Raw genomic sequence first — 24,844 nt, forward strand, 5'->3', positions numbered from 1 at the left:
GTCATGAGGTTTTTGTGTTTCTGAAAAGCGAAATTTAGCTGTGTTCAAATGGTATAATTCAGATATGAAATAAATATAAATAGAAATGAAAAGAATCACCAAAACCTTTTTGTCGATGATAGCAATAACGTTCTCGATTAACTCCTTTGCAGTTGAATGGTCTAGCGGGCCGAGTTCTGGCGATTGGATGCAAGATTCGGACTTGAATTCTTGGGATTTGGACAAGATGGATTATTGGGACGGCGGGACGCAAGCTGGTGCAGAATCCGTCATCAAAAAACTAAATGGAAAGAAGGCTGAAATTAATTCGTTATTAGCGAAAGAAGGGCGTCCCTACAAGATTGCTGAGTTTAGAGTAGAACCCATGCATAACGGCTTTCGACCGGGCGTGATGCACATTGTTGCGTACAGTGTTTCAACAAGAGCTTTGCAGCAAGTTGCGCTTGATTTGGATACTGGAACGTATACGAGTATTCAAGTTGGTGAACCTTATTTTCAACCGACAACATTAGTGTTGCAGTCGCCTGATGGTAAAAAATTAGTAAACATAGGGAGTTCTAAAGCTCAAATGTGCGATAGCCCCGGCGTATTAAAATGGATGAAAAAGAACTTTTGCTAATGAGTCTATTGCTTCGTAACTCGTAAGCCGCTTAATGCGGTTTTTGGCATTCTGCGAAATGGTATAATGGCACTATGTAATAAACACTATACAAAATGAAAAGAGTTACAACTGCGTTACTATCTGTTTTGGCAATATCATTCTCCTTGAATGCTTTCGCTGTTGAATGGGCCAAAGGGCCGGGGGTGAGAGCGAGCGATAATTCAGTCTTATGGATGCAAGATTCAGACTTGAATGTTTGGGATTTGAGTAAGATAGATTTTTGGGATGGGGGTACGAAAGCTGGGGCGGAATCAGTTATAAAAAAACTGAATGGAAAGATGAGTGAAATGAATGCGCTTTTGGCAAAAAAAAGGTATGACTATAAAATTGTGGAGTTTAGAGCTGAGCCAATTCATAACGGCATTAGGCCGGGTGTGTATCACATTGTCTCGTACAGTGTTGCCACAAGACCTGTGCTCTATGTTGAGCTAGATTGGGACACCGGAACGCACTCGAATATTCAAGTCGGTGAACCTTATTTTTACAACTTTCAGAAGTCAATTGTTTTAATATCTCCTGACGGCAAGGAATCAATAAGCATAGGCGTTTCTAATGCTCAAAGATGCGACAGTCCCGGCATATTGCAAAAGAATAAAAAGTACGTGTGTATCTGAGATATTCGCTTTGTAGGAAGCAAGCCGCATTATGCGGTTTTTTGCATTCTGCGAAATGGTATAATATGGGTACAACTACTACATCATATTATGTTTTACAAATCCTTAATAACAGGCGTTGGTTTGACCTTCGCATCAACTGCTTTTTCTGCGCAAATGATTGACCCTGAGCTGTACCCTTTTCTAAGAAAAAATGGGGCATATTCAGTGGGAGTGGGAGTGTCACCATCAAAAGACATATCAACAAGACATAAACTCGATTCACTTTGCGGTCCGGGTCGTTTTGTGGGTGGGGGGTTCAGCCATTCTGAAATGGTTGTTTACGTTCAAACCTATTATATGCCTAGTTCTGGAATGAAGCTTTTTGTTAAAGATAGAAATGGGGTTTTTTACGATACTGGGTATCTTGATTGGTCTCTAGAAAATAACGGGGTGGGCGGAAAGAATGCTTATGCAGATTCTTTAGATTTAATGACTGCACTAAGTTTGGATGGGGTCACTTTATTCTACAATGTTGATAAGGAATTTGAGCGTGGCGATGAAAGTTTTTGCATGGACATGCCTGAATCAATAGAGTCAGCGTTAGCTAAAGTTAAAAAAGAAGTTAAAAATGACTTGCAGAATCAGACCGTAACTAATGATTATAGGGGCGGCTCATATGTTGAAGTTGAAGGTGGTCAAGCAAAATCTGAATGCAATGTAAATCAAAATATTTATGCAGATGGTCATATATATTTAAAAGAATATGAGTACAACAACTGGAGAACTAGTCAATACACTAAACTTTATACTTCCCCTAGTTTTCCGGGAACAACAAAGGTATATAGGTTTGGTGAGTCTGGCCCGTTAACATATCCAGGTGATTTTTATGATAATAATCATTCGAATAAATTCAATAGCTTATCTGACATAAGCCTATTTAAAAGCAATGACGGCTCAGGTAATACATTAATATTTGATGCGGTGCCTGTCTGTGTAACAGATAATTTTCGTGAAGTCGAACTGAAATGCGATTCTGGTTATTCAACAAGCGGTTTGAATGACGGTAGTAATGTTTATCTCAAAGGTGAATTGCCGTATTACAGAACAAATGATGGTCAGAACTACGTCAGAAATCAAGCCGACGGTAGCGCAAAAGGATTAAGCCCTACTGGTTTTGACTTGCTTAACTCAGCAGATAAAGAAATCACTCTTAAACAATTTGGTCAAAATCTTAGCACACAGCAAGCCTGTAAAATGATTGAGACTCCTGTTGTTCCAGAACCTGAACCTGAGCCAGAGGTGCCTACTGGGCCAGTTTACAACCCGAACGAAGAAGTTGCATTGGAAGTGTTTTGCCCGTCAGGATACACAACGGATGGTAAAAATTCAGGCAATACAAAGATTGGCTTAGGAATTGTTCAGTTTTACAACAATAAGGACGGTTTGTCATACGTCAAAGATAATGCCAATGACGAGTTCATAAGGTATTCACAGAATGATTTATTCAGCTCAACATCAAGACAAGCTGATGTAGAAAAATATGGTAGATGGCAATCAGAGCCAAAAATCTGCTTACCTATTGAATCTGAGCCTGTGATTCCAGTTGAGCCGGTAGAGCCGGTTGACCCTGAGATTCCACCTGTAGAAACCAATGACCCTGTATTCAGCTTCACGAACTCGTCCTATTTGAACTGCACGTTCGGTGAGACGGTAGGCGGTGTTGTTGATGGAAAAACGTACAGAATGGCGTCGATAGATTACTACGCCAAAACAACTGATGGAGTATTTGGATACTGGGTTAAGGATAAAGCAGGGGTTTTCAGTAAAGTTGAAATGGTTGTAGACCCTACTAATGGTGATTCATTTTTCCCAACCTTCAATCAGTCTCAAATCGAAAAATATGGGGTTTGGCAATCAGGTAGCGAAGAATCTTGCGCTACGCCAAACGTAGAGCCACCAATAGAACCTGAGCAGCCTCCTCAAATCCCTGCGTACATGTTTGATTTGCAGTTCTATCAGTACTGTGCATTTAACGAGACAGTTGGTGGTGTTGTTGGTGGTAGCAATTCACGAAATGGTAAAGTGCCAGTTTACTTCTTGTTCGACAATAAAACCTTCGAATCAAACTATTACTTTTTCGATGGTAGTAATTACACAAAAGTCGAAATGATTGATAATAACGGTGTTTCATCCTTTCCAACATTGACAGAGGAGATGGTTAAAAAATATGGAGCAATGGATACAAATAGCATTGAGTCATGTAAAGCATTGCCTGAGCCAGAACCAAAAGACCCTGAGTACAGCTTTGATTTGGGCTATTACGAGTATTGCGCTCCTACTCAAACGGTTGGTGGTGTGGTTGGTGGAAGCAATGTGAGAACTGGTAAGGTTCCTGTGTTTAATAGGTACGATTCGAAATTAGGAAAATCACAAAATTACTTCTTCGACGGCAAAGAATACTCAGAAATTGAAATGGTGAAAGGCGCTGAATATGATTCATTTCCACAGATTACGAAAGACATGGTTTCAAAATATGGTTCAATGAATGCGGACAGCATTGAAGAATGTAAGGATTTGCCTCCGCAAGAGCCAACACTACCTTCTGAGCCAATAGAAGGCTGGAATGAGACGGGTGTTGAGCAATGTGCCGTTGGTTCAACAGTTGGCGGCGTGGAAGGTGGTTCTACAATCAGAAAAGGTACTTTGACCGTTTGGTATTCATGGTTCATAAATGCTGAACAAAACTATACTGAAAAATACTTTTTCAAGACACCAGCAGGAACATTGAATGAGTTTAACTACGATGACTATGCTGAGTATAAATCGCCAGATTGGACATTTGGCAAGGACGTAGTAGATAAAAATGGCGTGTGGAATGAAGGCAGTATTGAGGCTTGTATGCCGGTGAAGTCATTCACAACTGAAACTGAAGTTCGTACAGTGAATTGTGTGAGTCCTTTGACGGGGACGTTGACAGAGCAAAGAACCTATAACCTTTGGAGCAATGGAGATAAAGACACGTTCAGCGAATGGTCAACGACTGCGAACAATTGCGTGGCATCAGTAGAGCCTCCTGTTGTGATTCCGCCTGTAATCGTTGAGCCAGAAGAGCCAGAGGTTCCCGTAGACCCCGTTGACCCTGTTGAGCCAGTAGAGCCAGAATTGCCCGATGATAGATTCACAACAATTTCTGATTTCCAAACCTCAACTGAATTGTGTCTTGAAGGTCAAACTGGTTCGATAAAATATAATGAATACAGAACCTACGACTATTATGTTGAGCCAGCTCCAATAGGAACAATCAAAAATGATACTGGTTGGGTTAAAAAGATTGTATCGAACACCTGTAAGGAATTGACTGATGATGTGATTGAAATTACTGATGGTGAACGAGAAGATTCTTGCCCTGCTGGAAGCATCGGGAAAATCACAATCAAAGGCCAATGGATTACAAAGGGCATCAGCGGAAAAACATTCGTAGAGACGAGTAGAGTGGATAGTTGTATTGCTGACGTTGTGGATTATGAAAGTGAATTCGAAACAGAAGTTTGCGCTGCCGGTGAAACGGGTTTGATTACTAAAATACGATTCAAAGCAATCAAGTCAGATGGCAGCACTGCTTATCCATACGGGCAAGAATTCAAAGTGTATAAAAATACGTGTTCAGGTATCGATACTCCTTCTTATAGTGGTGATAACTCTGAATTCAAAACAGAAGGGCTTTTGAGAAATCAATCAGTACAAGCTGATAATTCTGCTGTCATAAGAACCTTGACTGAATATGTGAATAACGTTGATATTGTTTCAGATGGTGATTATAAGCTGAATATCGTTGCTAATAATATATCAGCAATAAATTCAGACGAAATCGGTTCGTTGCTTAATGCTTGGATTACTAAAACTAAGGGGAAAGTAAATATAGCTGGAGTTCCTCGTTCAGGTATTGCATATATTGGTAAAGGAAAAATCACGGCGGAAAATGCAAGGAACATTATAATCAATAGCACGATTTTAGATTTGAAATCGGGGAATATTGTAGTTTCATACAAAGAAGCCACAAAAGGATTAGCAAAAGTTGAGTTAGATACCTTTGATATACCGTTGATAAACGTAGCTAAGGCTGGCAAGAGATTGAGTTATGTGGAATTTGGTGGAGGAACAAAATGATTTGTGGAGTGACATAAAGAAAGCCTCATTGAGGCTTTTTTTAATAAATTATCAGGTCATCTGGATAACCTGTATGTTCAGTTTCGTCGGGGATGTCAATTTCCGCTACCAATTCTCCGTCCTCTGATAGCTGTCTGATTATTAATAATTGCATTTGTATTTCTAGTTCGATTTGTTCATGTGATTTATTCATTATTTTCTCTTGTAGTTTGATTTTTTATAGGTTTTTTTAGGTGCGTCTATTTCGGGTGCTGATTTAGCAATAATCCTTTCTTTGACCATTTCGCTGATTTTCAGGTCAGGGTTTGCTTTGAGCATGAGCACAAGCTTTTGGTCCAGCTCATGGACGATTGTGTTTGCGGTTCTGTCAGCGTCCTTAGCCGCTCTGAAGATTTCAGAAGGATTGTTCTTATAGGCTGATTTTGCCCAGCTCGCGTCATACGTTGTGTGGTTCTGCATGAAGCCCTCATCAAGCTCCTGCCGGGTTACAGGGTCTAGGTTCAAGTCGTAGTGCTTGATGACTGACTGTGCCGACAGATTGGCTACCAGCTCTTCATACGCACGGTGCTCTATGCCTTCTGAATAGTGGCGTAGGGAAGGGCGGTTCTTCCTGCTTTCGTGTCCATAGGAGTGCGAAACTTCGTGTAGGAGGGTGTTGGTTTCGTGAAGCCTACTCTTGAACAGATTCGACGGATTCATGTAGATGGCGTCTTCTGTAGGGCGGTAGTGATTAGTCCCGACCACACGTTTCAAAGGCGTTGGCATCGTGTCCAGCAAGGCTTGGTAGACGGTTTCTAGCTCTGAGGGGGTGGCTTTGGGCTGGTTTGCGTCCATTAGCTTCTGTACAGCGGCTGGGAGGTCGCCAGTGAACTGAGCAATGTTGAAAACTGGGGTGAGTTTTGAAGCAGGGATGTACACAGCCTTGGCTTTTGATTCATCGTCCCTAGCAATTTCAGGTTCTGCCTTGTCCTTCATGTAGCCAAGCTTTACTCCAAAGCGGTTAACGATGAAATCGCTTTTCTCGCCTTTGTTTGAGAGTCCATTTGCATAGCCTTGGCTTGCTGTGAGGTAGAAAGGGAAGCTGTAATCCTTGTCTTCTGCTAGCTGTGAAAGTAGAAGTGAGTTTTCAAGTCCGTATATGGTTTTGGAAATAGGGTTCATGTACTTCACTGAGAAGACTGGGCTATTCCATACGAATTGCTGGTCGTCGTTTGTCATCGTTGAAACGATTTTATCGACTCTTGAAGATAGAAAATCAGAGACTTTATCGTTGGCGTCTTTTGCGTAGTCCTTTTTGTCTGTTGGTGATAAAGGTTTTGACATAATATTAAAATGTTTGTTTATGCTTTGATTATAACATTTAATATTCGATTAATGTGTAAGTGGTGTAAATGGCATCAAATTCTGAGGATTTAAGGAAGTCGATGAAAGGTGTTTCATAAGGTTCTTTGAATGATATGTAAGTAGCGATTGAATCGTGAAAGTCATATTTTCCTTGCTCTGTGTAGAAAAAGAATGAATCTGAGTCTTGAAACAACCTGCCATTAAAAGGATACAAAACAATAGGATTAAGGTCGTTTGGTTTGTAGTAGAGTTCGAAAATGTGAATAAGTGATTGGCCGAATTCATCGTAATCGTCTGATGAGAAAGTAACGATGTGCCGGTCAAAAAGGCCCAAGCCGATGAGTTTGCCTAAGTTCAGTCTTGTGAACTGATGGGTTTTCTTTCCGATATACCTTTCAGAAGAAGCAATAGCGCGTTCAGTAAGAATATCTTTTGGTAACGGCTCATCATTTAAGATGTAATAGTCCTTACCAATTTCAGCTTCCTGTTCTAAAAATGATTTTTCGCTTGTGTATAATTTCATATCTCCTCATTAGTTTTAAGCACAACTCACTCCTGCGTAGCAGGGGAGTGGCTGCTAGTAGTTTAAAAGGTTGTGCATTTCTACCGCTTGACCAAAGTCAGGATGTTGAGTGAAGTCATAAAAGCACAAACAAGATAAATCAACTTGTCCAAAGCAATATGCACTCACTGCATCGTGATAATTTATTTCGTTAATGAGTTTTAGATGTGTTTTTGATGATTCTTTTAATGTCTGATATTCGACTATCAACTTTTGTTCTGTTTCGTCTTCGTATCGCGCAATTAAAATGATGCTGCCGTCAGGGTTATTCCTATCTTTGAAGTTAACTAGAAAATAGAAAGACCATTCCTTATGTTCATCTTCAACGCTATTTAAGAATATCAGTTCAGTTTTCAAATGATTCGTATATCCATGTTTTTGTACTGACTGCAAATAGCTTCTTGCTGTGTTTTCGACTTGATATTCACTGCTCGATACGCTGAAAGGGTCGAGCTTACATTCCTCGTTTCCAACCATTCCTCGGGATTTAATCTGTAAGTCAATGCCTTCAATTATTGGCTTGTACGTGAGGAAATTCATTCGCCCACCTTCGATAATCTGGTTTTTAAAATATTAAAAGCTTCTTTTGCTTTTTCACTTCCTCTGTCAAAAATGGTTTCATCTGAGTTTACATTTGTATTGTTCACTCTGTTCAAGATTCCTTGCTGAATTTTACGAATTCTTCTCGAATGAAATTTATAGCATAGAAGAGTAAATACAATGAATGACGATGCAGTACAAATGTACATGAATTGCAAGCTAGAACCGCTTCCAACGCTAGTTTGCGCGATGATTATGCTTGCCCAAAGTAGAGCTGCTTGAACTGCTGTTTCAAAGCCAATGATTGCGAGAGGGAGAACCATATAGTTGTTTGCGTATGGGTTTTTTCTGATGTAAAAAGCAGAAATGTAAAATAAAGCGAACCATGCGAATGGTGCAAATGCCCCACCTGCTAAACACAAAAAGTATATTTTCCATGTGTTTTTTAGCTGCAACATCCAGTGCTTAAACTTCGCTATTAAAATTTCGTCGCTATCAGGTTCTTTTGTTTTGAAAAATGACATGTGTGTATGTGCTTGTTTCTACAATTATACCATTTCATATCAGCAAAAAAGGGCGTATAGCCCTTTTGTATTAAATGCTTCTTGATGATTCAATTTGCTCATCATGAACATCGTTGTTTTGTGTTCCGAAAGCCCAGCGCTGAATTAATCCTCCAATGATGTACGCCGCCGTTTTCAAAATCGCTGCAATCAGAAACGATAAGAAGAATATATAGAGGCAAATTTGAAACATTAGGTCCATTACAGCCGAAAGCGTAGAGGCGTTTGGTGACTCTTCTAAAATGTATCTAAAAACATTGAATGGAATTGCTTGATAGACAAACAATGCATCAATGAATGTGAGAGCTAGATAAATGCCTATTCCGAATGTTGCCCAGTTCGCAGCCGTAACGAGAAAGGTTTCGAGTGGTTGCCAAGTGTCATTCTCTTTGTTAACGCCTTGCTTGCCCAACAAAAGGATGAAGTGAGGAATTATCTTGATTTGAGTGGATGTGATTTTGATTGGGGCGTTCATGAAGAAAGCAATCACAATCAGCGCAAATGCAATTGGAGTTCCAAATTTTATGTACATTCCCAAAGCCCACGCATAATTTGCTGTGCTGCTAGCAATGGATGCAATTTCAGGGTTTAGGTAAATTGCAGCGATTACATAAGCAGCCTCGGGGCCGAAATCCTGTCCGTATTCGCTGAAAACGTCACTTACAGAAGCATTGACTGCTGATGCCAGAATGAACGTCACCATCGCGTCTGTTCCGCCGTACATTTTGGCGGTTTGCTTCATCGTTGCCGATGCTAGCTCAACACCAGCCTTGCTCTTGGCTTTCTCGACCGGAGAGACAGAAAGCATAGATGCCGCCTTCGCCATAACCATGACTTCTGATGAGAACGCCAAGAGACGATTCGCCTGTATGTCCAACGTCTTGTACGGGCTTGAACACTGTCTGCCGCTCGGTGAAATGCCGTAGGGGTGGTTCAGACAATCTAGGGTGTACTGATTTCCGAGGATGCCTCCGTCACCAATGGTGAAGTACTTGGTGATGATGCTCAGTACGTCTAAATCGAGTGACGATTCCGCTTGATAGGCGTTCATCAATTCAGCCTTGGACCAGTTCCTTTCGACCCTTGTGGCAGTTTTGTTGAAGGGAATGGCGAACGCCGGTTCTCCTTGCAAAACAGGCTCGACAAGCTCCTGAGTCTCTGTGCTCTCAATGCTCGTACTGTTGACGAGAATTTTCCCTGCGTCTTGAAATTTCGAGGATGGGTAGAATTTCGTCATGAACCAATAAGGCAACGTGGCGTAGTTCGTGTCAGACATGAATCTGCTGCCAAGCAAGCGGTTGTAGTTGTTGATTTGAGCTGAACACATGAACGGCGATGACTCGCTGCTGCACATTTCCGCTGCACACGCTCTCTGTGTAGCTTCTGTATCATCAGAGTCAGTGACTGTCTTACAGACTTGAACGAGACGGCTTCCAGCGTCCACAAGGCTTTGTTCACTCACACCCGGCGCTCTTGTAAGGCGGTGAACGAATTCAGCCCCGATGCAGTTAGCGTATGCATAGGCGTACTGCTTCACACCACTCGTATCCAGTTGCGCAATGGCATAGGTTTTCACGTTCTCGCAGCTCATATCCCTGTTGAATTCGATAGCTGAAATCCCTGCTGGAATCGGCTCATATAATGAAAGCTTGGTAGCTGCATCATCAGATGAAGCCATAGCCACTGTGTACGCGTCTGTGAGTGCTTTCACCTGCAATTGGTAGAGGTCTGGCAAGCCGTTCGACCTTGCTATCTCTATGGTTCCCTCATCAACAGCATGCTCAATTTCAAGAATGCAGTTGCCTACCTGAGAGAATGCAGTTAGGTGCCCTTCGTAGTGGTTGAACTGAACCACGCCTTGCCTGGTACCGGGTTGCTGCTTCGTACAGAGCTGGAAATCAATGAGGTTCAGCATCTCTCTTGTGCGCTGATTCTTTGGCACGGGTATGGTCACGTAAGGCTGCTCAATGACGGATTTACCGTTCAGTTTGTGCAAGATGTATGAGCCATATTGATAGGTTGCAGCGAATGTGGTGTAAATACTCATCATCATGAAATTCGTGTCTTTCTTGCCGTTTTCTTCCGATTTGTAAATCGGCACTAAAAACAAGAAAACGACTGTGATTAGCAACGCGTATCCAACAATTTCTTTCTTCTCGACTGTTCGTGTTTTGGTAATCATAAATTCGATAATAAGCATTATCATTTTTCGTACAAACACAGTTAATAATAAAGCACCTAAAAGTACTGCTAACCAATGAATTGGGCCACTGAGTAATTTATAGACAGAGCTATTGAAACGATTTGAGTCCTTTAAACATTCGTAATCGCCAGTAAAAAACCAGCTCCTTCCTAATGGATATGCTCTGACTTCTTGAGTTAAAGGACAGCCAATCATTGATTCAAGCAGTGGAAAAATGATTGCTTGTGTTCGTTCTTCTTTGTTGTAGCTGGCTTCCAGATTTTTACTTTGAGTGTTTAAGCCCCACCAGTTTGTTAAACTCCAGTCAGCTGCATTGGCTGGGAGTGAAGAAAAGGTTAGGCATAATAAGAGTGCGCAGAGATAACGTTTCATTGTGTAAGTGAATTAGTCTACGATTATTATACCATTTGGGCCTTCTGTTTTTAGCCTCTTCCTTTTCTCCCAAAGCGGCTTAAAAAGTTCGGTTTTCTTTTGAAAGCACGTCTTGCTTGGCTTGTGATTATTACATCAAGCCAATGAAACATTGAGAAAGTGATTATGTTTGTCACAAATATCATTCTACCAATAAATTCTTGTGTGTATTTAATATGCGGCATATCAAGGCCGACAATCTCTAATACTGTATTCATTGCTATAAATGAATATCTTAAGCAGCCAATGTTGACAGCCATAAAGCACACGAACGAAACGAAAAGTGTTATTAGGTGCTGCATTATAGTGCTTGTGTCTGAACCAATTGCCGAGCTGAATCCATAAGCAATTATCGTTGAAAGATTTCTGTCGAGTATTGCAGCTATTTCCCAGTTGACTATGTAGAACACAAGGATTAAAGGACCGAAGAAAAGGTTGGATAAGAAGAAAGACCAAACCGTTTTTGCGAGCAGTTTTAGATTGTTCATGTCGTTGAAGCGTAAAAATGCTAGCAGTGCGAATGCCGAGGTTAAAAACACAAGCAAAGAATAGAACATGTTGAGCACGTAAAGCACATAGAATGGCCCAATCATTAGCGTTGTCATTAAGAATTTCAAAACCAGTGCAAAGATGTATCCAAACAACGAAGCTTTGAGGAAAAAGTTGGCAAAGGTAGACATGAATGAGCCGACTTTTTGAAGGAAGTTCGGTTGGTTCCTTTTGGCTTTGGCTTTCTTAGAAAGCTTTGATTTAGACACGCCAGCTTTTTCGTCAGCTTTTGCTTGCTCACTCATCAGTTTCTGTTTTTTCTTATCACCAAAATGCGTAGCCCCGTAACCAATTAGCTTCATAGCGATTGCTACTTCTGCAATGTCAATCATAGTTTCGCTGATTTGTTGCCCGTATTTCTGTACACAAGTGATTGGATAAATCGTTGATGAACGGCACTCATCAAATTTTATTTGTGGATTTGCGAGCGATAAGCCAGTTGCTTGCATGAACTCTGCATTTTGTCCAGACGCTGTTGCGTTTTCGCTATAAAGGCTTTGCATGATAGCTTTTGAGTCTTTAAGGGTCGGTGCGCCTTTGTCTTGTGTGTCAATTTTCAAGTCCCTAAAGTCTTCACCAATCATCAATTTAGCTTCTGGATAGCCATGAGATTTAGCCCAATCATCGTCAACAAATGTGCCCATCGCTTTCGTTTGGATGGTCTGAATTGGTGACGTGATGTTGAATTGACTTTGTGCTGATTGAGTGAAATTCAAGTCATTTGTAAGACTAGGATGAGCCCAGAAGAAATTCAGTGCCGCTTTTTGCCTTGTTTCTTTAACTCGATTCACAATGTCAGTTGAGTACATTGCTTGTTGCAACTGAGCATTTATAGCTAGTCGTATATTATAATATTCATCAATTAACGCGATTGTGAGTTCTTTGACTTTCGCTGCGTAAATCTCAGATGCTTCTGTACCCATTACTTTCCAGTCTGCTGATACACATTCAGATGAGCCAGCTCCTGCTGAGCCTGCGCCTGTGTGGGCATCAATGAAATTCTTCGCTTCTATTCTGTGACTTTCTTCTAATGAGCAAGTGTAATTTATTCTTTGCAAAGCAATTTCATCAGACTTTTCCATCATTGCTAAAAAATTAGCTTTAAGTATGTTTGCTTGAGCGTCTTTGAAAAAATGAGAAACTGCAGTATTTGCTACTTCTTTAAATCCCGCTTCACTGTCTTTGAAATAAGCTTCCTTGATTGCTACTTTCAGTAATTCAGCTTTATTGTAAAGGTTGTCTTTGACAGCGTAATCACGGTAGTTCTTGTTATACCCAATAGCCTTTAAGTATGGAAGGTTTTCACCCATTGATTCGGGATTTTGCGCAAATGTGATAGGGTCTGCTGACCACATAGTCTGATTTGGGTCTTCTGCAAAGCGATGTTCGAAATCGATGCCGTCATTGTTGTTGGGTTGCCATACGTCAACTGTCTTGTCTCTTACTCTCCAATCTGTTGTGTTGTTATGGAGGTTTTCGATTGAATTGTTGAAAGCGCTTGATGAGGAAATAACCAACGATGTTGATACAAAACCAGCGATTGTTGCTTTTGCAGAATAATAGACATTGCTGTTTTCTTTCCTTTTATTTGCTTGTGCTACTGATTCACCAATCGTTGGGACTTCTATGCCACCAGATAGCTGATTGCTTAGATATGTAGAGATGACCATGTTTTCGAGCTGCAATGCACCTTGGCCCGCTGCTAGGTTGAAATAGTCGCTAACTGAAAGACTTCCGTTATGTCCGAAAAAACCGGGTATGAAGCTGAATACGCCTAGGCCCATGACACCAATTGCTACGAAGAAATTGTAGCGAGGAGGATTGCCGTTCTCATCCATAGAGAATTCTTTGCCCAGTGTTGCTTTTGCAAGTGTGATAACTGAGTTAAATATTATTACAATTAGAAAGATTAAGACTACACCAAAAATCAAGATTTTCATTGTGCTAAAAGATTCAATGGTACGAGTATTAAAGTCTTTCTGTGATTGAGTTGAATCAGCTTGAATTTCTTCGTAGCTCGAATCGTTATTTTTGTTCTCCAAAATTGACGTGTAAATCGACTCCCCGATAAAGGCAATTCTGATTTTTTGAGCAATATTTTGCGGGCAGATTTCAGAATCAAATGATTTTAAAGATTTACCATCGACACTCATGCCGCAATTTTCAGCAGATGCGAAAGCTGAACCAGAAAAAATGACAAGAAGGAAAAGGAATAGAGGCGCTAAACGTTTCATTTAAGATGCAGTAGTTTCAATCTATTATACCATTTGACCTTACTGCTTTTAGACACAAGACGAAGGCTGCAATGCGCGAGAAAGACCACTCCCCATTTCCTTGAAATGGAGTGAAAGGGGGAATAGGTTGATGGTGCGTGCTCAGCGTGCTCAGCGTGCTCAGCGTGTGAACGTACCTTTGGCTTGTGTTACGTCTATTAGGTGAGGCGGGTAGGAGCAACGTACAATCAGTCTCACAACACCTCTAACCCGCATTACTGAGTCAATCACGTCTATGAATCACCTCGATCCGAATGCGCTTTTCACCTTGGGCGACTTCAAAAATGACCTTGTGAAGCTCCTGACTGCATTTCCTTCTATCTATATGTGCGAACAGACAGCAGAAGGCGTGTACGTTGTTCAGCTCGACAAAGAGACGAATCTGGTCGTAGATGACAAGCAAGCCCTGACTATCAAGCTGGATGACTTCAAAGCCTCCGTGAAGCCTTCGCGCGACGGTGGAATTCTTGAGATCCGCTTCCGCTCGGTCGCACTGGACGTGTATGGCTCAAACGACACAGCCACGGTTGTCCTGCCAGAGGGCAAAGGGCTTGTGTACAGGGAAGGCCAGAAGGTTGTGATGGTGTTTGGTGCTCATGCGTCAATCGAAGGAGGGATGACCACCGTGCTCAAAAAGGCGATCTCGAAGGTCGTCAAATGGCGGAAAGGTGAGCTGACTTTCAAGCCGAACTGACCAGATCCAGTTCTGAAACTCAGGTGTTGTTAGGGTTGGCAACACCAATCAGTCAATTATTTGCAGTCATTTTTAAACTCAATATTTATCGCACTGCACCCTTCTAATCGAATCCTTCTATCGATTTCGCTCCTTTTTCTCGTTTTCACCAATCTAAATCTGTACCAAATTCTTTAAATTGATTTATCGAAAACACTGCACCCCGTGTAACTAAAGGGTTGCAGATCGATTTACTTTTTTTAGCCTTCGTTTTGAAAATTGTAAAAATCAATTTAAAGATTTTTGCGGATAAATAAACTTGCATTTTTTGGTTTTAGCTGATTTGACAAGTTATTTGAAGATGGTAATGTGTGCCCCATCGCTTGACGGCGAATGTGCATTACCAGAGATGTGAAATCATTTCTAAAAGCAGTTTTGAACAATACTGCAATGCACACCAGAACAGTAATGCTGTTCCGCTCACTCATTCAGAGTGACGCACCCGGTACATGCTCATGGCAGACGTATACAGAAGTGAAGTTGTTTTTAAGAGCGATGCAAAGACAATTAAAAACTTCCTCAATAAGTGTTTTTCACTAATCGACGATAAGTACTACTTAGATTTCGAAAAGTTCATTCCTTTAAACGGAAAAAATCCCCTTGGTGTTTGGGATTGCGGAGCATTAGCTCATAATTTTGAATTCGTAAAAAATATACCAGAAAGTGAAATAGTAGTCAGATTTGACACAGTTAATGGCGGTGCAGGATTCATTATCAATGAGCTACTCACTGCATTTCCAAATGCTACTATTCAAACGACTCTGATTTGTGAAATGCTGGATTTCACAATTCTTATCAACAGACCATCGTTTCATGCTAAACCAAAAGTCAGAAGTGCTCACAGAGGTAAATGTTCGGCAATTGACGAAGCTTGGATTAATGATGTTGGTCTAACACTTTGGGGGTATTCAAAAGCTCCTGATCTAGAGAAGCTAGGATTTGTCCCTCTTGGCAATGGTCAGTATATGAAGGTTCACACTGGACTTGATGCTCTTGAAAGCTTATATCCTCGATTCAAAGCTGATTAATAGGTAGTAATGCTCCCAAACTTCATGCATTAACTGATGCGCTTTCACGCGTCTAAAAGCAGTTTTAAACAATACTGCAATGCATACCAAAATAGTTAAAGTCTATTTCTCTTCATTGGGTTGGCCGATGTTGTAGCACAGCTTCGTGTTTCATGAAATATCTCGGGTCTAAAACAAAACTGCTTGGCTTTATCGATACTGTTGTTACTGAGTGTCAATCTAAAATCAATAAACACTCTGATCAGATTGTTTTCTGTGATCTGTTTTCAGGATCGGGGAAAGTGGCGAATCACTTTAAAGATAGATTTAAGGTCGTAGCAAATGATCTTGAATATTATAGTTACGCAACTTTGTGTAATTTGTTGAATAACGATTCATCAACAGCGTATGAATGCCAGCCGATTCTTGATTATCTTAATCATGGAATGGATGGGGAAGAAGGATTTATCTTTGAGAATTACAGTGAAGCTAGTGGTCGAACTTATTTCACTAATGATAATGCAAAGAAAATCGATGCCGGTATCGCTCTTGTCTATCGCTTATATGAAGAGAATGAACTGACTGAACAGCAGTTCTATTATTGCCTTTGCTCAGTGCTTGAAGGAGCTGACAAGGTGTCGAATACCACTGGTTTGTATACAGCCTATTTGAAGAAATTCAAGGGTTCGTCAATAAAGCCAATTGTTTTTAAGGGATTCCAGCTCAAAGATTCCGTGGCAGATAACGATGTGTATTTAGGTGATGCAAATGACCTTGTGAAGGCTGTGTCGGGTGATATTTTGTATCTAGATCCTCCGTACAATCAACGACAATACAGCGGTGATTATCATTTGCTCAATACCATTGCACAAAATGATAAACCTGAAATTTCCGGGATCACTGGTAAGCGAGTTGGTAGGGTTGGATCTCCGTGGTCTAGCAAAAAGAAAGTAGAAGACGAATTCAGAACGCTTATTGAGTCTGCAAATTTTGAATTTCTTGTTATGAGTTATTCGAACGAAAGCCTCATGTCGCCACAATTAGTAGGCGACATTATGTCAGCAAATGGAAAATATTCAGTTCACGAAATGGAACATCAGCGTTTCAAATCAAGGGCTGGACAAACAAATGCAAATGGTGGGAATACGGTGACTGAGTATCTGCATGTACTACACAAGACTGGTTGAATAACAAATGTAATCCCGCAAAAACTTAACAGGCGTAAGCCAAAAAACGGAGTGTATTTATGAGCGTAACAATCGATGAGTTTAATGAGTTTTGGGCAAAGGTTTGTCAGCTTTATGACGAGACTGAGACTGGCGAGAAAAGAGTATTTTTATTTCAAGATAATTATGAGTGTGAAGAGTTATGGAGTATTGATGAGCGAGAGATTGTCGAAGATGAAACATTATACTTTACAACTAAACTTCAATTTTGCTCCGTGAATAATGGGTGTACAGGTTGGGAGCTTGAGCTTTCTGATGTGACTGTAGTTGATGTTCAGAAAATGACAATTACTATGTTTGGAGATAGATTCAAAGTCAGAGTTGAAGATAAGGATTACGATTTTTCTTATGAATGGATGAACAAACAGTATTACCAATTCTGAATCTGTAAATAATTTTTGGGTTACACAAGGTGGGTTGTTTTATAAATATTTTGTATAGGTGAAAAAATGAAAAGATTAAGTAAGGGTGATGCAGTTAAATTCGAGTTCAGTAGCAGTGAAGAAATAGAAGATATTTTGAAATTGCATAAAGTGAATTTTGAAAAGCTCGCAGGCAGTAATAACAGAAATTCGAATTGGTTTAATCATCCAAAGCGAAAGCCATTATATCAAATACTTCCAGCGCTCGCATTTGCTATGTGGAATGAAGAGTTTAGATTTGACAATGGATATGAGGAAGATGATGTTAAGAGCATCTGCAATAGAATTTTCAAGATCTTCTTTCGGCGTAAAGTCCAAGCTTTTGAAATGATTAAGATTAACAAAGAATTTAAGAGACTACACAAGCAAGCTCTGAGTAAATACAAGGTTGTCAGGAATTCCGTTAGAGATGTCGAGCCGGATAAATTCAAGGCTTTCGCTGAATTTATAAAGCTGTATGGTTGCAATATTATAGTAGATAAAGGTAAGGGGTTTACTACTGAAATTGAAGAGTGGACAGTTCAAAATGATTTAAGTGAGGTGAGCGTCTTCATAACAAAAGAGACAGAGCTTAATTTCTCTGGGAATAAAATGCGCGTCAAATATTGGGACTGGCTTTATGGGCAGGTAACTAATATCGTAGTGGAAGATATTACTGACATAATCATTAGCGATAAGTCGGTTGAGATGATATTTGATAACTCATTTCTGTATCTTGAATTTAGAGTAAGTTTTTGAAAGCAGTTTATTTCAATGCGTGGGTTAATTTTATTTACTGTTTCAGTAATTCTGCTGGGATAGATGATTTTTAATGGTGATTGTATGATGCAAGTTGAGTTGAGCTTTGATGGCTCGCAAGCAGATATTGATAAGTTTGTTGCTGATAGTTTTCCGGCGCGGGATGAAGATGCTCATATCCATTTTTATGGAGGTGATGTTTCAGAGTTAATGGCTGCGTTAGGTAGTGTTTATAATTTTGATGCTAGCAGTAATGGTATATCTATTTGTTTTATCAGACCGAACGTTGATAGTGAGTGGTTTGAAGAAATCTATCACAAATTAACTGTGCTAAGAATGGGTAATATTTACCTTGATTATGCTGACGAGTATGGTGAGTGTGCTGGATATATGGCTTTTAGATATGGCGTTATATGGGAAGATCATTTTAATGGCGAAGATTTAAGCGAGGTTAGTGAGAACCTTCGTCGCGTACTCGAATCGTGGAATACGATGAGTTACCTTTTTGATGATGCGGATGATGCGGATGATGCATAGGTTGGATTTGATTTGCTGTTTCGGTAATTCTGCTGAGACTGATAATTTTAAATGGTGATTGTATGGGGAAGATAAGAATGGGCTTTGATGCCACCGAAGCGAATATTGATTGTGTGAGAAGACGAGAGATAGAGCTTATAGAATCATGTTCATTGTCTGATGAGCATGAAAAGTTCTTAAAGGATGTTTGCAATAAAGCATTGTCTCGATTTGCTAATGTGAAAGTAAAATATAATAAATCTTTAATCAATACTGATGCTAGTGTTATACGTCATGCCATTCGAACCTTTGGGCTTAAATCTCATTTGGCAATTTACTTTTTGCTCACAGGTCGCAGAGTGTACTTGAGGCCGATTAAAGATAATCCAGAGGTGATTGATAGTGATTTGATTCTGTACAACCTTATCCTTAAACAAACTCGCAACTTTTCTAAGTCGAAGGCAATTGAGGCTGGTCGATTAATGCTAAATATATTTAGTCAGGAGGTGCCTTAGTCGGATGTGTTTTAGGGTGAATAATTCGATTTTTCAAAATGGTATAATATTCTCAATGAATGCAATTGTGTGTTCACCACAAAAGGTAAAAGCAAATGAGTACAAAATTTACGAAGGAGAGTTTAAATGACATTATAGTGGAGTCAGTCGTTGATTCGTTGAATTTCAATAATGAGCAAGCGTCTAAACCGAAACTGAAAATGTAAAACGATAGCAATATCACAAGAGAGCCATAGGCTCTTTTTTGTTATCGATTAATTGGGACGTGGTAAATGGTATAATTAACTCATATCAAAAATAATTAAAATGAAGCCAGATAATAAAATGAACTTCGTGCTTACTGAAGCACAAATGAACTACTATCAAACCACGAATGTTGGTAAGGGAACTGGTCAAATTGTAGAAATTGATTGGTCTGAACCAGTCGAGCCTGCAGAGAAAAAATATTCCCCAAATCAGGTTTTAACAAATAAGCAGATTGATATTTTAACTGCGCCAAATACAACGTGGAAAGGTGGTGTTATTGCTGAGACAATAGATTTTGAAGGCGCTCAAATGGTGCTTAGTCAATACGAAATGGAATATTTACAAGCATTGGAATGCGTTGGGGATATTGGCACAGCTATAATTGCAGATTTAGAAAGCCCCGTGGATAACCTAGAATCCCAATGTGAATTCACAAATCAGGTTTTCAGTGCGGAACTTATTAATGAGGTGAACGAGGAGCGCGCTTGGACAGGCGGGGTTATAGTAGCTGAAACTGATTTCACTGATGAGTCTAGTCTCGTATATAAAATTCGTGAAATAATTAAAGCTGTTGCTGCTTTCCATAAGCACACTTTCAAAAATACTTCGTTAGGGTATGTGATTTGTGCAGAAAAAAGAAAGCTCAATATTACCCACGATGGATTAGTAGGTGGCTATTTTAGTGTCGAGCCATTCGACGGCTTTGACGATTATGATTTTTGGATTAACAAAGTAAAGACTAATTCATACGGAACTGTGATTGCAGATAATATTGCATTTCACCTTTCGAAGACAAAAGATGCAAAGGGTAAATTTCGTTAAATGGAAATGGTATAATTCGAGTATCAAATAAACTCAAATATAATGAACATATTAAATAATAGAGGTTATAAATTTTACATCTTTAAAGGTGCGTTGGCCGTTGTTACAATATTTTTACTGGCAGCATTGTGTAGCACATCACTAGATGAATTCGTGCTTGCGTTTACCGTAGGTTTTCTAGCTTTCTATTTGTTTTGGTTGCACGAAATAAAACAACGCGATGAAGATGGTTCTGCTGCATTAATGGAAATATTAATCAATGAGTCTAAGTCACGTTTGAATATGGGTAAAATTAAATGACTGCAAATTCTGCAAACAAAAAGGAGCCTTTTGGCTCCTTTCTTATACGTGCTGTGCAGTTAATTTCACACCCAATGCATTCACCAGCTTCAACACCGTGTCATAGCGGGGCTTTGCGCCCGGTGCCAGCGCTTTATAGAGGCTTTCGCGGTTGATACCTGCGTCCTTCGCAAGCTGAGTCATTCCTCGCGCCTTGGCGACTTCTTGCAGCGCACGAAGGAAAACGTCAGGGTTTGGGTCTTCCAACGAAATGGTCAAAAATTGAGCAATCTCGTCCTCGTTGTTCAGGTAGTCAGATGCTTCAAAGACTTTGAGTTCTCTCATTTTCTATCTCCTTGCTCGATCTCATCGAGGATGGACTTCGCAAGCTTAATGTCACGTTTCTGTGATGACTTGTTGCCTCCACACAGTAGCAGATAGACCACTTCACCGCGCCTTGTGTAGTACACGCGGTAGCCGGGGCCGACGAAGATCCGCATTTCTGAAATGCCTTCCCCTACCGGCTCACAGTCTCCGAAATTACCTTCCTGTGCTGACATGATGCGGCTGATGATTCTCAGGCGTGCCTGTACGTCTTTAAGACCTTTAAGCCATGCGTCAAATTCGTGGGTTCGGATGAGTGTGTTCATAGGTCGAGTGTAGCCGAACGGCGACACTCAAGCAACGGTATTGATCAATATTTGATCAGGTGGGGTTTGCGTTGATGTTGCTCCCGGTATGAAGAGGAAGCTCAATGCCTTTGTATTTCATAGTCAGCTCACCCACACGCGATAAATCAGCGGTTCTGCTTGCAGGGCTTCTACCTGTTGTTGAGAAATGCTCAGAAATGAATCTGTGGCTTAATCCGGTCGGGAAGAGTCCCTTTGCCAAACGCTTGGCTAGCTCAAACGTCATGTCCAAGCCTTCAATATCAGCAATGTATTTCAATGAATCTATTTTCAATTGTGCTCGTTCTGCTCTTGCAATCGCAGATACTGCTGCGGCTTGCATGGCGCGAGCGTGCCTATCGTTGTAGCCGGGTTTGTTACTCATAATGTCTCTGTTGGTTTCATACTCCTAATTATAACATTTCATAAATGCCTAATTTGTGCTTGCGGTAATATTCCGGGAGCATACTCAGAGGTAAAACAGTCAGGCACAAAAAAGCCCCAACGAAGGGGCTTTTAAGTTTTTTGGATTACTTCGGAGCGATGGTGAAACCTTCGAAAGCAGTTTTTTCTTTGATTGCTTTCACGATAGCAGCTCGCTTTGCTTCTACTTCTTTGCCGTTGCTGAGCTTGAAATGTGTAGGATTCGTATGCTCTTTGCCAGCTTCGTCTGTCTCGATTTTGAAGCCTAGCAGCTCAAAAAACTCTTTGTCTTGTGTCAGGTCAGCACCAGCACGGCCACTACGCATAGTCACATCTGCTGTCTTGCCTTCTGCGTTCGTTACGGTGTAAGTCACTGCTGGGGATTTATCACGCTTGGTTGCTGCTGTCGAAGACTTGCGAGTTTTAGCCTCTTTCAGTGCGAAGTTAGTGCCTTTGATTACTTCTGTTGCGATGCTGTAAGCCAGATCACGAAACTCTTCGCTGTACGCTTGAAGAATGGTCTTGAAGGAGTTGTTGCCACGAATACCCTTGTACTGGTCCGCAATATTTTTTTGGTCCAGCTTAGCTTGGTTCAGTTGAGCAAAAAGCTTTTCGAGTAAGGCGTCGTCACCTTGGTTTGCGGCTGCTGCAATTTTGGCGTGAATTTCAGCAAGAGCATTGTTGTCGCTTAACGAAGTGATTTTCTTAAAAATGGCTGTGCCAAGGTTCTTAGCTTGTTCTGCATGCGAATCAGCGGCCTGAGCTTCTTCAAAGCTGTGCTTGGCTGTGGTTTGGTCTTTATGAGTGTTAGCCATTTTCGAAAATCCTTCTTGAAATTAATAATGTTCAATTGCTTGAATGTGAAGCTAATGTGCCATCACGATGTTGTCAACAAAATTATGTGACATTACAGATTGTTTACAAAATCGAGGCAATAAAAAGCCCCAGTGAAGGGGCTTTATGATTCGCATCAAATCACTGTTGAGCAGCGATTGTGTAGCCTTCAAATGCGATTTGGCTTTCGATTGCTGTGACAATAGCTTTACGTGAAGCGGCGTGCTCTGCACCAGTCTTGTCAGTAAAGGTAGATGGGGACAACACTTCTTTACCTTCTTCATCTTTCTCGATAGCAAAGCCTAGCAATGCAAAGGCTTCTGCATCTTGACTCAGGTTTGTAGCGCCTCGACCCATACGCATAGCCAGAATGGCTGACTCGCCGCTGTCCTTTGTGATGACGAAGATTTCAGCTTCTTTCTTCACGCGAGGGTTTTTTGTTTTGCTTGCTGGTTCTTTCAGAGCTTTGTCAGTCTGATTCAGAACTTTCAACGCCAATCCGTACACGATTTCTTCAAAGGCTGGGTCAGTACGGAAGCTGGACAAAATCTGAGCAATGGAGAATTTAGAGCTGATTTCAGCCAAGGCAGAAGCATTTTCTTGTTCAGCATCTTTGATTTTTTTCAGTTCGCTCATCAAGTCGTGAGCTTTATCGTCGTTAGCTTCATCAATCGCCTTGCGAATCGATGCACGCAATTCACGAATTTGAGCGCTTTCGCCTGAGCTGTTCACCAAAGCATCAAGAACAAACTCACTGACAATTTTAGATTGTGGAGCGTGCTCTGAACGGCTGATAGAAGCTTCGTACAGTTCTTTCGCTGGAAGGCTTTCTATATTGTCAGAAGTAGAGTTTGTCATTTTGATTCGCATATGGTGTTTGAAAGAGCCGAGCAATATAGCAAAAAACGCTGGCAACTTCAATTGAGATATTTTGCATGGAAATACGAAATATTAAAAATGGTAAAATATTGACATAACAACTACATATCAAAATGGAACCTAAAAGCTCGCTATTATCAGTAATGAGGAAATTAAAAAGTGTTTATAATTATCGCGAAGGTGCTTTACCTAATGATTATTTTGCACAAGATAAAAACAAAAATGATTTCGATGAGTTGGATGACCCTTACAAAGTGGTTCAATCAGCCGGTATTTTCTTGAGTAAGCCTAGCGATAAAAATGTATTGGATGACAAATCTGAATCAGACTTTGCGGAAAGAATACGACTCTATTGTGAGCAATATAATCTTGATTGTAAACAGTCCTTGGTCGTTGGTGAGTACAGTCTCTATGACAGAGAAGGCCAGATTAAGTACAACGTGGATTCCTCTGGTGAGTTTAAGTATTCAGGGCATGAGTTAGTCGGTAAGCACTATGAGGATATGCTGCGTTTGTCAGCTAATCAATTTAAGACTAATTCTATGTTGATTTGCCCTTTCGTGCGTGAAGATGACCCGGCCATAACAGATGAAATGCAAAAAGCCAATCTGCAGTTATCTATACGAGTGATGATTGAAGAAGGTATTGATGTGAATCGTATTCAAATACGAAGCGATAAGTGGAAACACTTAATGGATGAATATAAGCCTAAAGAAGAACTCAAAGAAACAGAACAGGTGAAGTCAGATGTTATTAATTCAACGGGCGTCAATAAAGAGGCAGTCGAGGTTTTAAAAACAACGAATGAAAAGGGTGCTGCAAACGATGGACAGAATTCTGATGCTGAGACTGAAAAAACAAGTGAAGTTGTTCATGCTGATTTCTCAAAGGATAAGGATAGTAAAGCTAAGGGTGAGGAGTTGAGTGTATCCGATAAGCCGAATGATAAGTCTTTTGATGTTGAGGCTGTTAAGCTCAATTTGAAGGAGATTTTAGTTGATGCACTGATTAGCTCTGATGGTGAAATGACTAATTTGATTGCACAAAAGAAGAGGCTTGCCGAACAGAATCTAGAGTTAGGTTTCACTGCTAATGCAGAATTGATAAATATATCTAATATTAGGCCGCAAGAAGACGGCAACATTTATACGGTAAATATAAAGCCTGAAAATCTAGAGAATGGAATTCATATCACTAGGCAAAATCAAATGAAAATCTATTGGGAGTCTAGAAATAACGACATTGCGAATGGTTCAGTAAAAGGAATGCTAGTTGATTCTTTAAAAGCGTCCGGTGGTGATTACTGTAAATTCATAGACAGTCTAAACGATAAGGGTATTGAAGCTGTTGTGACTGAAAATAAACGAAATATAGCCGCTTCAATGACCAAAGATGGTGAGGTTTTGTATGGTCAAATTCCATTAAGCTCATCGCTTGGGAAAATACTTTGTGAAAGTCATAAAGAGTTCGAGAAAGCTGGTCGTCTCCCGAGCATAGGAGAAGGTTCATATGATGAGTTATTCAAGGATGATGATAAGGCCAAAGCGACAGTTCAAGAGAGTACTAAATCGAAGAGCAAACTTAAGAATAAGCCGTGAAGGCTTATCTTGATTTAAAAAATGAATCGTGAGAAATGGTATAATATTGACATAACAACTACATATCAA

General features: G+C 40.4%; 24 protein-coding genes. 13 read left to right on the forward strand and 11 right to left on the reverse strand.

Going from position 1 to position 24,844, the window contains the following annotated elements:
- Positions 1 to 85 precede the first annotated feature (85 nt).
- From V6L79_RS10305 to V6L79_RS10315, 3 genes are all read left to right on the forward strand, one after another.
- Positions 86 to 619 carry a hypothetical protein gene (locus tag V6L79_RS10305; RefSeq protein WP_338580158.1) on the forward strand — a complete coding sequence of 178 codons (534 nt, stop codon included), beginning with the start codon at positions 86 to 88 and terminating at the stop codon, positions 617 to 619.
- A gap of 95 nt (positions 620 to 714) precedes the next feature.
- Positions 715 to 1,275, forward strand: a complete 561-nt coding sequence (locus tag V6L79_RS10310; protein ID WP_338580159.1) for a hypothetical protein — start codon at positions 715 to 717, stop codon at positions 1,273 to 1,275.
- 123 nt (positions 1,276 to 1,398) lie between these two features.
- Positions 1,399 to 5,424, forward strand: a complete 4,026-nt coding sequence (locus V6L79_RS10315) for a hypothetical protein (RefSeq protein WP_338580160.1) — start codon at positions 1,399 to 1,401, stop codon at positions 5,422 to 5,424.
- Positions 5,425 to 5,616: 192 nt separating this feature from the next.
- Here V6L79_RS10315 and V6L79_RS10320 read toward each other — a convergent pair whose 3' ends face one another.
- The 6 genes from V6L79_RS10320 to V6L79_RS10345 form a co-directional block, all read right to left on the reverse strand.
- The gene (locus tag V6L79_RS10320) at positions 5,617 to 6,747 is read right to left on the reverse strand and encodes a zincin-like metallopeptidase domain-containing protein (protein WP_338580161.1); all 1,131 of its coding nucleotides are present in this window, start codon (positions 6,745 to 6,747) and stop codon (positions 5,617 to 5,619) included.
- 37 nt (positions 6,748 to 6,784) lie between these two features.
- Positions 6,785 to 7,291 carry a hypothetical protein gene (locus V6L79_RS10325; RefSeq protein WP_338580162.1) on the reverse strand — a complete coding sequence of 169 codons (507 nt, stop codon included), beginning with the start codon at positions 7,289 to 7,291 and terminating at the stop codon, positions 6,785 to 6,787.
- Between the two features lie 54 nt (positions 7,292 to 7,345).
- Entirely contained in the window at positions 7,346 to 7,870 is a 525-nt protein-coding gene (locus V6L79_RS10330) for a hypothetical protein (protein ID WP_338580163.1), read from the reverse strand.
- The gene (locus V6L79_RS10335) at positions 7,867 to 8,394 is read right to left on the reverse strand and encodes a hypothetical protein (protein ID WP_338580164.1); all 528 of its coding nucleotides are present in this window, start codon (positions 8,392 to 8,394) and stop codon (positions 7,867 to 7,869) included. The genes V6L79_RS10330 and V6L79_RS10335 overlap by 4 nt, the downstream gene beginning before the upstream one ends.
- 70 nt (positions 8,395 to 8,464) lie before the next feature.
- On the reverse strand, positions 8,465 to 11,008 hold the full coding sequence (locus V6L79_RS10340) for a hypothetical protein (RefSeq protein ID WP_338580165.1): 2,544 nt from the start codon (positions 11,006 to 11,008) through the stop codon (positions 8,465 to 8,467).
- 50 nt (positions 11,009 to 11,058) lie between these two features.
- Positions 11,059 to 13,830 (reverse strand): hypothetical protein, encoded by a 2,772-nt coding sequence (locus V6L79_RS10345; RefSeq protein WP_338580166.1) that lies wholly within the window; start codon positions 13,828 to 13,830, stop codon positions 11,059 to 11,061.
- A gap of 274 nt (positions 13,831 to 14,104) precedes the next feature.
- Here V6L79_RS10345 and V6L79_RS10350 point away from each other — a divergent pair, with 274 nt between their 5' ends.
- The 9 genes from V6L79_RS10350 (at position 14,105) to V6L79_RS10390 (ending at position 20,394) form a co-directional block, all read left to right on the forward strand.
- Positions 14,105 to 14,563 (forward strand): hypothetical protein, encoded by a 459-nt coding sequence (locus V6L79_RS10350; protein ID WP_338580167.1) that lies wholly within the window; start codon positions 14,105 to 14,107, stop codon positions 14,561 to 14,563.
- Positions 14,564 to 15,057: 494 nt separating this feature from the next.
- Complete coding sequence (locus V6L79_RS10355) at positions 15,058 to 15,630, forward strand: hypothetical protein (RefSeq protein ID WP_338580168.1); 573 nt, start codon at positions 15,058 to 15,060, stop codon at positions 15,628 to 15,630.
- Between the two features lie 152 nt (positions 15,631 to 15,782).
- Entirely contained in the window at positions 15,783 to 16,796 is a 1,014-nt protein-coding gene (locus V6L79_RS10360; protein WP_338580169.1) for a DNA adenine methylase, read from the forward strand.
- Positions 16,797 to 16,855: 59 nt separating this feature from the next.
- Positions 16,856 to 17,218: a hypothetical protein gene (locus V6L79_RS10365; protein ID WP_338580170.1), complete on the forward strand. Its 363-nt coding sequence runs from the start codon at positions 16,856 to 16,858 to the stop codon at positions 17,216 to 17,218.
- 66 nt (positions 17,219 to 17,284) lie between these two features.
- Positions 17,285 to 17,995: a hypothetical protein gene (locus V6L79_RS10370; RefSeq protein ID WP_338580171.1), complete on the forward strand. Its 711-nt coding sequence runs from the start codon at positions 17,285 to 17,287 to the stop codon at positions 17,993 to 17,995.
- Positions 17,996 to 18,079: 84 nt separating this feature from the next.
- Positions 18,080 to 18,532 carry a hypothetical protein gene (locus V6L79_RS10375; RefSeq protein WP_338580172.1) on the forward strand — a complete coding sequence of 151 codons (453 nt, stop codon included), beginning with the start codon at positions 18,080 to 18,082 and terminating at the stop codon, positions 18,530 to 18,532.
- Positions 18,533 to 18,609: 77 nt separating this feature from the next.
- The gene (locus tag V6L79_RS10380) at positions 18,610 to 19,026 is read left to right on the forward strand and encodes a hypothetical protein (protein ID WP_146425875.1); all 417 of its coding nucleotides are present in this window, start codon (positions 18,610 to 18,612) and stop codon (positions 19,024 to 19,026) included.
- Between the two features lie 306 nt (positions 19,027 to 19,332).
- Positions 19,333 to 20,094, forward strand: coding sequence for a hypothetical protein (locus V6L79_RS10385; protein WP_338580173.1), 762 nt, complete (start codon positions 19,333 to 19,335; stop codon positions 20,092 to 20,094).
- Positions 20,095 to 20,136: 42 nt separating this feature from the next.
- On the forward strand, positions 20,137 to 20,394 hold the full coding sequence (locus tag V6L79_RS10390; protein WP_338580174.1) for a hypothetical protein: 258 nt from the start codon (positions 20,137 to 20,139) through the stop codon (positions 20,392 to 20,394).
- A 42-nt stretch (positions 20,395 to 20,436) separates the two neighbouring features.
- Here the strand turns inward: V6L79_RS10390 and V6L79_RS10395 are convergent, their stop codons facing one another.
- The 5 genes from V6L79_RS10395 to V6L79_RS10415 form a co-directional block, all read right to left on the reverse strand.
- Positions 20,437 to 20,718, reverse strand: coding sequence for an addiction module antidote protein (locus tag V6L79_RS10395; RefSeq protein WP_338580175.1), 282 nt, complete (start codon positions 20,716 to 20,718; stop codon positions 20,437 to 20,439).
- Complete coding sequence (locus tag V6L79_RS10400) at positions 20,715 to 21,023, reverse strand: type II toxin-antitoxin system RelE/ParE family toxin (protein WP_095035893.1); 309 nt, start codon at positions 21,021 to 21,023, stop codon at positions 20,715 to 20,717. The genes V6L79_RS10395 and V6L79_RS10400 overlap by 4 nt, the downstream gene beginning before the upstream one ends.
- Before the next feature lie 55 nt (positions 21,024 to 21,078).
- Positions 21,079 to 21,426 carry a hypothetical protein gene (locus V6L79_RS10405; protein WP_146425893.1) on the reverse strand — a complete coding sequence of 116 codons (348 nt, stop codon included), beginning with the start codon at positions 21,424 to 21,426 and terminating at the stop codon, positions 21,079 to 21,081.
- A 145-nt stretch (positions 21,427 to 21,571) separates the two neighbouring features.
- A complete protein-coding gene (locus V6L79_RS10410; protein WP_338580176.1) occupies positions 21,572 to 22,279 on the reverse strand; it encodes a hypothetical protein in 708 nt (235 codons plus the stop codon).
- A 160-nt stretch (positions 22,280 to 22,439) separates the two neighbouring features.
- Positions 22,440 to 23,156, reverse strand: coding sequence for a hypothetical protein (locus V6L79_RS10415; RefSeq protein WP_338580177.1), 717 nt, complete (start codon positions 23,154 to 23,156; stop codon positions 22,440 to 22,442).
- A gap of 134 nt (positions 23,157 to 23,290) precedes the next feature.
- On the opposite strand from V6L79_RS10415, the gene V6L79_RS10420 reads away from it, so the two are divergent.
- Positions 23,291 to 24,775, forward strand: coding sequence for a hypothetical protein (locus V6L79_RS10420; RefSeq protein WP_153377114.1), 1,485 nt, complete (start codon positions 23,291 to 23,293; stop codon positions 24,773 to 24,775).
- Positions 24,776 to 24,844 lie beyond the last annotated feature (69 nt).

Origin of the sequence: Pseudomonas sp. ML2-2023-6 (assembly GCF_037055265.1) — a bacterium.
In the GTDB taxonomy this organism is placed as follows: Bacteria; Pseudomonadota; Gammaproteobacteria; order Pseudomonadales; family Pseudomonadaceae; genus Aquipseudomonas; species Aquipseudomonas kulmbachensis.